The organism is Vibrio aerogenes, from assembly GCF_024346755.1.
GTDB classification, from domain to species: domain Bacteria; phylum Pseudomonadota; class Gammaproteobacteria; order Enterobacterales; family Vibrionaceae; genus Vibrio; species Vibrio aerogenes.
Map to the genome: position 1 here is coordinate 1,006,887 of NZ_AP024862.1, position 12,326 is coordinate 1,019,212.

Annotated in this window: 9 protein-coding genes; 5 read left to right on the plus strand and 4 right to left on the minus strand. The window is 47.0% G+C overall.

The genetic code is table 11. The features are described from left to right. The first annotated feature begins 91 nt into the window (after positions 1-91). The 3 genes from OCV29_RS22010 to OCV29_RS22020 all read left to right on the plus strand — a co-directional run bounded on the left by OCV29_RS22010 (position 92) and on the right by OCV29_RS22020 (position 3,836). Positions 92-853: a metallophosphoesterase family protein gene (locus OCV29_RS22010; RefSeq protein WP_073602909.1), complete on the plus strand. Its 762-nt coding sequence runs from the start codon at positions 92-94 to the stop codon at positions 851-853. Positions 854-979: 126 nt separating this feature from the next. Further along, on the plus strand, positions 980-1,885 hold the full coding sequence (locus OCV29_RS22015) for a 6-phosphogluconolactonase (protein WP_073602882.1): 906 nt from the start codon (positions 980-982) through the stop codon (positions 1,883-1,885). Between the two features lie 349 nt (positions 1,886-2,234). Beyond that, positions 2,235-3,836, plus strand: a complete 1,602-nt coding sequence (locus tag OCV29_RS22020) for a cation:proton antiporter family protein (RefSeq protein WP_073602881.1) — start codon at positions 2,235-2,237, stop codon at positions 3,834-3,836. Positions 3,837-4,084: 248 nt separating this feature from the next. On the opposite strand, the gene OCV29_RS22025 is transcribed toward OCV29_RS22020, so the two are convergent. From OCV29_RS22025 to OCV29_RS22040, 4 genes are all read right to left on the minus strand, one after another. Beyond that, positions 4,085-4,846, minus strand: coding sequence for a hypothetical protein (locus OCV29_RS22025; protein WP_073602880.1), 762 nt, complete (start codon positions 4,844-4,846; stop codon positions 4,085-4,087). A gap of 219 nt (positions 4,847-5,065) precedes the next feature. Continuing rightward, the gene (locus OCV29_RS22030) at positions 5,066-5,944 is read right to left on the minus strand and encodes a metal ABC transporter solute-binding protein, Zn/Mn family (protein WP_073602879.1); all 879 of its coding nucleotides are present in this window, start codon (positions 5,942-5,944) and stop codon (positions 5,066-5,068) included. Beyond that, positions 5,941-6,846: a metal ABC transporter permease gene (locus tag OCV29_RS22035; RefSeq protein WP_084193258.1), complete on the minus strand. Its 906-nt coding sequence runs from the start codon at positions 6,844-6,846 to the stop codon at positions 5,941-5,943. Before OCV29_RS22035 ends, OCV29_RS22030 begins: the two co-directional genes overlap by 4 nt. Before the next feature lie 20 nt (positions 6,847-6,866). Beyond that, entirely contained in the window at positions 6,867-7,727 is an 861-nt protein-coding gene (locus OCV29_RS22040) for a metal ABC transporter ATP-binding protein (RefSeq protein ID WP_175561519.1), read from the minus strand. 674 nt (positions 7,728-8,401) lie between these two features. Here OCV29_RS22040 and OCV29_RS22045 point away from each other — a divergent pair. Next, a complete protein-coding gene (locus tag OCV29_RS22045) occupies positions 8,402-10,006 on the plus strand; it encodes an RICIN domain-containing protein (RefSeq protein ID WP_073602877.1) in 1,605 nt (534 codons plus the stop codon). 201 nt (positions 10,007-10,207) lie between these two features. Continuing rightward, entirely contained in the window at positions 10,208-12,322 is a 2,115-nt protein-coding gene (locus OCV29_RS22050; RefSeq protein ID WP_175561518.1) for an LruC domain-containing protein, read from the plus strand. Positions 12,323-12,326: the final 4 nt, after the last annotated feature.

Sequence of the window (12,326 nt, forward strand, 5' to 3'; positions counted from 1 at the left end):
GCACAATAACGAGCGAACAGTAGGTTGAGACCTTTCCCGCAGGTATGGCACACTGAAATAAAATGCAATCCAGAAAGTGAGTGATTGGAAAATGAATCAACCATTAGAAAAATTTGCTGTACTTTCAGACATTCACAGCAATATTTACGCACTGAAAGCTGTCGTTGAAGATGCAAAAAACAGAGGTGTAACCACACTTATCAACCTCGGAGATATTCTGTATGGCCCGATCGCCCCACGAGCGACTTACGACTACTTAATGACCCTAACGGCTGTGACGATCTCCGGTAATCAGGACCGGCAGATTTATCAGGCAACGCAGGCTGAAATTGATGCCAACCCAACCATGCAGTTTATCCTGAATGATTTAGGCAATGAGCCTCTGATATGGATGAAGCAACTGCCGTTTGATAAACAAGTCACGCCGGAGATATACGCCTGCCACGGGACACCGGGAGACGATCTGGTCTATTTACTGGAAGAAACACGCTCAGGGCACCCCGAACTGAGAACAGAGCAAGAAATTACCCGCCTGCTCAATGGGGTGACATCCCCGGTTATTTTATGCGGACATACCCACATCCCACGCTGTGTGTCACTCAGAACCGGGCAATTGATTATCAATCCGGGGAGTGTCGGTCTGCCGGCTTATACGGACGATACGCCTCACCTGCATTCTATGCAGACTTATTCCTCTCTGGCTTCTTATGCCATTTTAGAAAAAACCACCGCCGGAACATGGCAGGCTGGTTTTCACAAGGTCCAATATGATGTGCAAAGTGCCATCAATGCAGCCCTGAAACGCGGCCGGAAAGACTGGGAACATTTTCTGTCGACCGGACGGGGATTATAAAAGGGCGCATCGTTTCTTTAAGGGGACATCCGGCGACCTTTTCGGATCTGGCTGACAAAAATGGTTTTCAACAGGCACCGGTGAAGATTACAATCCGTGGAAACAGAGATATCAGAGAGTAAGGATATGCAGACCATTTCTACCGATAAAAATACCTGGATGACCCAAAAAGGCGAACCACTCACCTTTCCGGCAAGCCGTGCCATTGAACCCGTGGTTCTGGCGGATGAGCAAGCTGTGGGTCTTGCCATGTTTAATGAGCTGACGGCCGTTGCCGATAGCAAAGACGGTGATATTAACATTGTTCTGCTCGGTGGCCGGGGGGCTCAGGCGCTGCATAAACATTTGGGAGAACTTGCCAAAGGCTCGTCGATCGATGCGCTGCTTTCCCGCCTGAATGTCTTCACGCAGGATGCACTGGCACCGATGAGAATGGAGAACAGCCTCAGTTTTGTCCGTGATTTTGAACGTCTGTTAGGCGCAGATTTTTTTGCCAAAATTAAATCATTCACACCGATGAATACAGAGAGTGGCGATATTCTGCAAGCCATGGACCAATACCTTGAAAAAATGAATGCGCTGGGTGGACTGGATATTTTCTTCCTCGGTCATGGCCCGGAAGCAGAAGGTGCTTCTCACCTCGCTTACATCAAACCCGGTTCGGACGCCGGACTTCATGATATCGCAGGCATTATCCCGATTTCTGAATCAATTCTGGAACATCACATCACCAAATTTAAAGCAGGTGGCACTGCGGTCAATGGTGAAGATGAAACAGAATGCCGCAATGCCAAATACATCCTCACGCTGGGACCTGCCGCGATTTTAAGTGCGAAGAAAATTGTTCAGTCGGTAGTGGATGCAGATACTGCACCCGCCAAAAAAGTCACTTATAACAATGTGCTGAATGCAACCCTGTCTGATGATTCAGACGAGCTGGCGGCACAACTGAATACCAATCCCGGACTTTGGGTCCGGCTGCACCACAATGTGGTGAGTTATGTTCTGCCGGATGTGATGGCACAGGCTTAAATATGGTTTTGTTTTTTCATCTATAATTTATCACAGGGTATGAAAGCGTCAGATACTTTCCTGCCCTGGATAATGTCAAACCCTTACCCCCTCAACTCCTGAAAAATTCAGCCCATATCCGCCTTTGAAAAAGACAGACAGTAACAAAAGATAAGAGCTATCCCGCTTTTTCAAAAATAACCGGTCAAATTGGATAAGAAAAAAGCAAAAATTTATCCTATCTTTACTGATACAAAAACGCGGTAACACACTGATCAACCGGATCCAATCAACCGGACAGACAGAATGTCGTGCTCACCCTGCAGTAAGCCTTCATCAGATTTTTGATGAGATATCTTTTGGAATAAACATGGATGCACAACTGATTTCGATTCACTACAGTGACCCACTCTGGATAGCGATAGCCTTTGTTTGCGGTTTAACCGTTAAAAATTTTGGTCTTCCTCCCCTTGTCGGCTTCCTTTTTGCTGGTTTTGTCCTGAATGGACTCGGTGCCAAAGACGGCGAATTTCTGGGCATACTATCAGACATGGGGATCACTCTCTTGTTGTTTTCCATTGGCCTGAAACTGAAGCTCTCTTCACTGGCAAGGCCTGAAGTGTGGGGGACAGCAACCCTGCATATGGGCCTGGTCACTCTCATTTTCGGCATATTAGTCATGCTGCTCTCTTACACTTCCGTGCCTCTGTTTCACGGCATGGAGGCAGAAACAGCGTTGCTTATCGCCTTTGCTATGACATTTTCCAGTACTGTTTTTGCTGTCAAAGTGCTTGATGAAAGCGGGACGAACAATGCTCTGCACGGACAAACATCCATCGGCGTGCTGGTGATTCAGGATATTGCTGCCGTTATTTTTATTGCGGTATCGATGGGAAAAATTCCTTCTCTGTGGACAGTCACCCTGATTTTACTGATCCCGATGCGATTCATTTTCTATAAGATTCTCGATAAAGTCGGCCACGGTGAACTGCTGATTCTGTTTGGTATTTCCATGGCACTGATTGGTGCCGACTTATTTGAACTGGTGGGCATGAAAGGCGACGTTGGCGCTTTGGTATTCGGCATGTTGCTGGCAAAGCATTCTAAATCCACGGAACTGGCCAAAGCGCTGCTTGGGTTTAAAGAACTATTTCTGGTAGGTTTCTTTCTCAGTGTTGGCATGACGGCGATGCCAAGTGGTACAGACGTTTTGATCGCTTTATTGTTGATGCTGTTTTTGCCCCTTAAAGTCGCAATCTATTTCGGCTTGTTCAGCCTGTTTAATCTGAGAAGTAACTCAGCCTGGCGGGCATCTTTAAATTTAGCCAACTATAGTGAATTTGGTTTAATTGTGGGGGCAATTGCTGTCTCATCTGGTTGGCTGGCCGGTGAATGGTTAGCCATTCTCGCTCTGATTCTGGCTTTCTCTTTTATTCTTTCAGCGCCAATCATCAGCATCCGTGACAGCCTGTATGAGCGATGGCGAACAAAAATGAATCGTTTTGAAAGGAAAAACCGGTTAGCCGGTGAAGAACATCTGGCACTGTCTCATATCAAAGCTGTCGTGTTCGGGATGGGCAGAATGGGAGTTGCCGCCTATAATGCGCTGGAAAAAAACTATGCTGGCAACATTGCTGGTGTCGAGGTCGACAGAGAAAGAGCAACCCGCCTGACCCAACAGGGCCGGAATGTCTATACCGGTGACGTAACGAACCCGGATTTCTGGATCAGGGCGCCGGAACTTCATCATGATCTGGAGTGGGTATTACTGACACTGCCCAACCATCAGGCAAATATGAATTCGGTCTTACGTCTGAAAGAAATGGGATATCAGGGACGCATTGCTGCAACTGCCAAGCACCATGATGAAGAGGATGAACTCAAAGCGCTGGGCGTCGATCATACATTTAATATCTACACGGTCGCCGGGCTGGGTTTTGCCAATGAACTGGAATCATTTCTCAGCAAATAGACGCTTGCGGGGAACCGTTAAAGCCTGTCATTTGCCAGCCTTGTCACCAAAGTAGCACCTCATACCAATCTGAAAAATAAACAGATCATCTGGATGTGTCTGGTGGAGCAAACATACAAGGGCATGGATGCCCTTGTTTAAGCGCCTTTCTTATCAACGAAAAGGGATGGCTTGAGCGGTTTGTGGAACCAGATATATCCAGATCAGAAAATGACTTAGAATGGTATAAACGTGGACCACGACTAAGCTCACATATATTCCAGTGACGATATGCCAAGTTGAGTACAAATGGTTTCGAGATCTTCAGCATTCAATAACTGGAAATTCCAGATAAACAGACCACCAATATGATGGGTTTTGACCTGTTGCAGAAAATAATCCAGATTTTCAGCGGTCAATCCTGCCGGTGTGAGGGCAAGGATGACTTTCTTCTCAGGTACGCCATACTCATGGATCGTTTTTTCGATCGCCCGGCTCACATACCGTTCGATGTCGTTCATCCCCCACATTTGACCACCGTAACACATCAACACAAACCGATCACAGACGCCGCTTTCAACGACAGACTGAACCGTACTGTCACCTGAATCCACATAATCTGCACCGGCAAGAAAAGTATAACTGGTCGGGCAGCCACTGGCCTTCAGCTGTTCCATCACGGCAATCACGTTAGTGATATTCATCCGGCTTTCGTTATCAAAATCGATCCCCGCCCATGATCCGCGGGTACAGGTCGATGCAATTTCGTCCAGCTGCTCACCGGCCGGCATATCATCCGGTACGGCGCCTGCACCACCATAGGTCCACATAACATCCCCATGGATAACCGTGGGGGCAGGTGTGGTTTTCGGGCTCCAGTTCCAGGACTGTTTCGGCGGCGTACCTGTCGCCAGTTCTTTGAGGTTAGTCACCATGCCATACATCGTGCAGGTAAATGTGACCGGTGGCTGGACATGGATTTCCTGTGTCCAGCCTCCAATGATGTATTCGCTTTTATTGCTTCCACTCATGTGACAGACTCCTGTAACGTTAGTGTGTCAAGCGTTTCTACCTCTCAACGCAGATATAAAATTCAATGAATAACAACTTGAAGTGTATGCCATAAAATTATATCCGCCACCACAGGCTGTGTGACAAATAAGACTGCGATAAAAGCGTATCGGTGATTTGTCCGGGAAATGAATCACTTATCTCTGAAAGTCATGCACTCCGGCAGATAACGTCATTGATTACTTCATACTGGCAGCCATCACTTCTACATTATGCGTAAACGCATCCACATAGGTGGGGGCTTCGCCATTCTCTCCGGTCAGTGCTTCAGGGAATAACTCTCCACCTGCCTTCGCACCAGTCGCGGCAGCAATCTGTTTCACCAGCCGGGGATCCGTCTGATTTTCAATGAAATACGCATGAATATGCTCATTTTTCAGCTGCTGAATCAGCTGGCCGACATCGTTCGCACTGGCTTGGGCTTCCGTAGAAAAGCCCACAGGTGACAAGAATTTCACGCCATATTCTGCCCCAAAATAACCAAACGCATCGTGACTGGTCAGGACTTTACGCTTGCTCTGCGGGATGGCAGCAAACTTTTGTTTCGCCCAGACATCCAGCTTCTCCAGTTTCTGAATATAGGCATTGCCATGTTGACGGAAATAGTCCGCATCTTCAGGATCCGCTTTTATCAGCGCATCCATGACATTTTTTGCGTACACCATACCGTTCTTCGCGCTGTTCCATGCATGCGGATCGGTGATGGTTTCTCCGTCTTCCAGCATCGACAGGGTTTGAATATGTTTGGAGGCAACAACCGGCACACCACGAAAGCCGGATGATTTCACCAGACGATTCATCCAGCCTTCCAGCCCCAGACCGCTGACAAAGACAACATCCGCCTGATTCAGGGTGACACTGTCTTTCGGCGCTGGTTCAAAGGTATGCGGGTCACCATCCGGCCCGACCAGGGAAGTCACTTTCACATGATCGCCGCCAACCTGTTTTACAATATCGGCAAGCACAGAAAAACTGGCGACTGTATCGAGCGTTTTTGCCATCAGAGAAGGACTGACCGCAAACAATAACGTCAACACTGCTGTTGGTAATTGTTTCATTTTATATTCCTTAATTGACTGATTTCCATCGCTTGTGAAGATGGACAGATTACTTTTTTACGTACAGGCAGAATTCCTTTTTCCATGCCGAAAAACACAGAAAAAAGAAACAAAATTGTGGCTGTTAATACAATGGCAGGACCGGCAGGAATCGACTGATACCAGGACCAGGTGAGCCCGGCCACGGAACTCACCGCACCAAACAGGGTGGCCAGCAACAAGGTGACCGGCAAATGATTCGACCAGCACCGGGCTGAAATGGCCGGTAACATCATTAATCCAACGGTCATCAAGGTGCCCAGAATCTGAAACCCTGCGACTAAATTCATCACGACCAGTGCCATGAATAGTCCGTGAACCAGCGAAGGAAACCGCTTTGCCCGAACCTGAAAAAACGCGGCATTAAACGATTCAAATACAATCGCCCGGTAAAACAGAGCCAGCAGAATCAGGGTGACTGAAGTAATCACACCAATAAAAATAATGGATTCATTATCGACCGCCAGTAAAGAGCCGAATAACAAATGTAATAAGTCAACACCAGTACTGCGCAGCGAAACCAGCGTGACGCCCAGTGCCAGCGATCCTAAATAAAGTCCGGCGAATGTTGAATCTTCATGCAACCGGGTCGCCGAGCTGATCCAGCTGGAGCTCATGGCAACCAGTAATCCGGCAACAAACCCGCCAATCCCCATCGCAACCAGAGACATTCCGGCACATAAGTAACCAATTGCGACACCGGGCAAGACAGCATGCGATAAAGCATCGCCAATCAGGCTCATCCGGCGCAGCAGTAAAAAAACACCCAGCGGCGTCAGGCTGACAGACAAAGCCAGACAAGCCACCAGAGAACGTCGCATAAAACCAAACTGGGCAAAGGCATCCAGAACATGCATCGTCATTATTATTCCTCTTAACCCGGTTATCCGAAACGAAGACTCAGCCCGGCCTGTGGCTGAAACAAGCCACAGCGGGATAACACATCTCCCGTCTCACCCCAGTGAAAGCAGCGATGATTAATCACCAGTGTTTGCGGAAAGAAGGTGTGCACCATTTCCGGATTATGCAGCACCGCAATGATGGTTTTACCCGCCTGGTGAAGCTGACCAATCAATGCAATCAGCATCTCCTGCGTCTGGGCATCAATCCCGGTAAAAGGTTCATCCATCAGCATCACAGGCGCATCCTGAACCAGTAACCGGGCAAACAGCATGCGCTGAAATTGTCCGCCTGAAAGTTGATTTACACTGTAATTTGCCAGATCACTAATCCCCGTCGTTTCTAAAGCCGCTTCGACCCGCGCAATATCCTGACGACGTAATGCGGCCATCATGCTTCGCCGCGGCCAGCATCCCATCGATACAACGTCAAATACATTGATGGGAAAACTCCGGTCAATATCGGCCTGCTGTGGCAGCCATGACATATCCGTCTGCGTGTTCTGACGAAAAGAGACATGCCCCGACACAGGAGATAACATACCGCAGATCGTTTTTAACAGGGTGGACTTACCTGTACCGTTTTCGCCCATAATGGCGGTTAAACTGCCCTGATCAAAACAACCACTCACCGGCTCTGTCAGCCCTTTTCCCTGATATCCCACCACTAAATTGTTCAATTCGATCATGGCAGTAACACCGCCCAGCGAATCGCCAGCCAAAGACACAGAATCAGCACAGACACGCCTGCTGCCCGGACGATACAGGATGCAGTCAGGATTGATGAAGATCTGCGTGAGCGTGTACAAGATGTCGTCTGAGTCATTATTTTGTACCAAAGTCACACCTAATTCATTATGTTATAACATAACAAAACGAACACAGCAACAGACAAACTGCACCGGAGAGCGAGTGTTGAATCGCCTGTCAAAATCACACTTCAGCGCCGGATAAATTGAAAAAAGGATGAATTTAAAAATTGAAAGGATCAAAAGAAATTAAAAAAATTGAAAAACTAAATTGAAAGGACAGACACATTTATTTTCGCTGAATATCTGTTTCCTGAATTCCTTTTTATCCATAAAACCTCAATCATGTATTTTCAGGTAGCCTGGCTATTATTATTTTTATCAAAAAAATACAGAATTAACTCCGGTATAATTTTCCTTATTATTAATCTTTAAGGAAAATATTTACTCCCCCTGGATTAAATTAATTTTTTAAGCATCTTAACTGAATAATTAATTATTCCCGGTTAAATATGGGGACAAACCGACAAACCTGAAAATAATAAAAAATTCTCCGTTACATTTTGATACATCTGGTTACAATCACATGATGGGATGAATCGTTCTTGCAGTTTCATTTTACAACAATCAATTGATTACGCTTGCATTTATGATAAAAACCATGAAAAGCAAAAAGTTAAAAACACAAAACAAACAATAAAAATATGAAAAATAAAGAAAGGCCATAACTGTTCACAATCAACAAGTCAGTAATAATACATCAGGAGTTCATGATGAGAATAAATTTAAAATCTCCCGGCTGGAAAAAAACCATTCCATTTCTTCTTTCTGCCATCAGCCTTTCGGCTTACGCTGATAATTGTTCCACAATGCCAACCTCCGGGCAAAAGTATTATATTAAAAATATTAGTTCTGATTTGGCGCTGGACGTCAGTAAAGGAGACACCAGTAATTCACCCAACGTCATTACTTATAATTTTTCAGGCAATAATAACCAGCAATACGTTATCACCAAACAGAGTGATAATTACTATACACTGAAGTCTGTTTATAATAATCAGGTTCTGGAAGTCGAAGGAGCTTCCGGTTCAAATGGAGCAAACGTTGATGTGGGTACAGATACTCACAGTAATCATCAGCGCTGGGAACTTAAACTTCAATCTTCAGGCGCGTTTAAAATTGTCAATAAGTCTTCGCAAAAATCTCTGACCGTTGCAGGTTCCTCGAATGGCGCGAATGTATATCAGAATGATGATACCTCAGCCAGCTCCCAACGCTGGTACATCAGCCCTGTCTCAGGCTCCTGCGGCACCAGCACGGGCTCAGGTTCAGGCACATCAGACAGCGCTCTGGAAGGGTTTGCTTCCCAGTCCGGTAGTGACGGGCTTTCAACCACGACCGGCGGTGCCGGCGGAAGTACCGTGACGGTATCCAACTGTAGCGCATTGCAATCAGCACTGACGTCATCCTCTGCGCAAATCATTCAGATTCCGGCTAATACCACGATTGACTGCCGGACAGCAAACCGGACAGTCGCGGCTTGTCCGCTTGATTGTGCCAGATGGGGAGACAACGGAAAAACCTGGTACCGGGTACCGACAAGTACTCAGAACTGTAGTGATTTAGGCAGCAGCTCAAGCAGCACCGTCAATGTCACCCGCAATGAAACCACCATTCGTGTTAAATCGAATAAAACACTCAAAGGACTTGGAGCCGGCTCGACATTGCTGGGCGCAAATTTATATCTGAGCGGTGTGAAAAACGTCATTATCCGTAATTTAACCATCAGCAATATTAACCCGTCACTGGTCGAAGCGGGTGATGGTATTACCGTCAACAGCAGCAGCCATGTCTGGGTTGATCATGTTGCCTTCAGTAAAATCAGTGATGGCTATGTGGATGTGAAAGGCAGTCAAAATGTCACGCTCAGCTGGAACCGCTTCTATGGTCACAATACACAGGTCTGCGCCAACCAACACTGGTACACGCACCTGATTGATGATTCTCAGGTGACCTTCCACCATAACTTCTGGGATACAGCCGCAGGACGGAATCCTAAAGTCGAAGGCAATAAAGCACGGGTTCACCTGTTCAACAATTACTGGAAAGATATTACATACTTCTCCATTGGCGGCGATGATAATGCCCAGATTCTGGTTGAAAACAATTACTTCGAAAACAGTGCAAAACCACACTGGAACATTGGAAATGCTTACTTCTCTGCTTCCGGCAATACTTATACCGGCGTATCCAAAAACGATCAGTATAAAGACAGCGGTGCCACTGTTTTTTCTGATGTCAATATGTACCCTTACACGCTGGAGAACCCATCGGCGTTAGGAAATGAGGTGAACGGCGGGACCGGCCCGCAATAACTGAAACCTGTATGACAGGCCCGGAATACGGGCCTGTCTGTCACCGGCTTACTCTTTCCATGATAGCTTCTCATTCTGATTGTCAATTTGAACGATTTGAACCCACCCAAAATAAATCATTAATTTTCAATTAATTAAAACAGGCACACATTTTGTACTCTTCATTGTTATCTGACGTCTTGCCTATAAAACTGAGGGATAATGATGAGAAAAATCATTCTTTTTGTATTACTCCTTTTTACCGGTCATGTTGCTACCGCAACACCTTTTGACAACTGCCCAAGCCGGGCATATCTGTTTCAGTCCAAACCTGTTCAGGTGTATGGGGTTAATCTGGTCACCGGGATGACCACCCTGATACAAGGGGATACAGGGATAGCCAGCAACATCAATGGCGTTGGCTTTGATTTTGTTTCCCGGTATATATTCGGCTATGACACCACCCAGAAACGAATTGTCCGGCTTGATAAAGATTTTCAGGTAACCGTCATTCCAACCATAGGCCTACCCACCGATCACACATTCTTTGTTGGTGATGTATTTAATCAGTATTACTACCTATACCGGCAGAATAAAGGACTATTCCGGATTGACCTTACCCCGCTGGATACGGATCCGGATGCCGTTCTGGTGGTTGAGAAAATCACTGGTACCGCCAAAATTTCACTGACTGACTTTGCTTTTCATCCCGGAAACGGCAAGCTCTACGGTATCGATAATAACTCCGGTTATCTTTACGAATTCAACACCGGGACCGGCGCCGCGACATTCATTGGTGATACCGGAGAAACAGGAACTTTCGGCGCAGGTTACTTCGACGTCAACGGTTATTATTATGTATCACGCAATCAGGACGGACAGATTTACCGGATTGATTTATCCAGTGAAGCGAATCTGAGTTCCGGCAATGTGGCTGCTGTCAAATTTGCTGACGGTCCCTCCTCGAATCAAAACGATGGCGCACGTTGTGCAAATGCCCCCGTGATTGATGAAGATTCTCAGATCGACTTTGGTGATGCCCCCGACAGTTACGGCACCTCACTGGCCGCCAATGGCCCGCGACATCAGCTCGATGGCCTGACCTGGCTGGGACAAAGCATCCCGGATGGCGAACAGGACGGATATACCAGTTCATTGACCGATGATACCACCGGCAGCGATGATGAAGACGGTGTCAACTTTGTCACCCCACTGGAAGCCGGACTTGAAGCTATTATCCAGATCGATGCATCGGTTTCCGGTTACCTTTCCGCATGGATTGACTGGAATCAGGACGGCGATTTTGACGATGAAAATGAACAAATCTTTACCGACCAGTCCTTAGAAGGCGGGCTGAATACCTTCTTCATCACGGTGCCTTTCTCTGCCACACAGGGACAAACCTGGAGCCGCTTCCGGTTCAGCCAGCAGACCGGGCTCAGTGCAACGGGCGGCGCGACTTCCGGTGAAGTGGAAGACCACCCAGTTTATATTACTGCTGATGGCATCAGTATCAGACATTATCCCAGCGAGTCCGGTTACGCGACAGTCGCCTTTGAAGATAACTGGCCACACACCGCTGACTACGATATGAACGATGTCGTTATTCATTACCGGGTGACAGAATTTGTCAAAGACGGACAGGTCAAAAAAAGTTTCATTCAGGGACGTTTGTCAGCAATGGGCGCAACATATCACAATGGTTTTGCCATTCGTCTGCAAGGACTGAACCGACAGGACATCGATACTGCGCTGACCCGTCAATACCACAATCAAACTCTGCAGGAGAACAGCGGGCTGGATGAGAGTGTCAACGAAACGATATTTATCATTTCAGATGATCTGACGCTGAAAAAAGGATCACAATGCGCGTACTTCCGCACCCAGAACCACTGTAAAGAAGAGGAATCATTTCAGTTTGAAATCCACATTTATTTGCAGGACGGGGCCGACAGTTCAGGATTAATCGCGATGCCTTACGATCCCTTTATTTTTGCCACACCGGGTTACTATCATGGCGAAGGTCTGCCTAACCATCCCGGACACAGCTGGGAAATACATCTGCCCGATCAGGCACCAACCGAAAAATTTGCCGGTGATATGCTGTGGCAGCTCGGAGTTGATGCCAGTGATCCGGGCGCCGGTACGTTTTTTAAAACCGCACAAAATCACCCGTGGGCATTATTGATCCCTTACGAGTGGCTATGGCCTTCGGAACGGACTGATCTGCTGCAGGCTTATCCGGATTTCCAGATGTTTGCCGAAAGTGCCGGTGCACAGGGGCGAAGCTGGTATACCAACAGCAAAGCCTCTTCTCAGTATATTTACATTCCATAGGCTT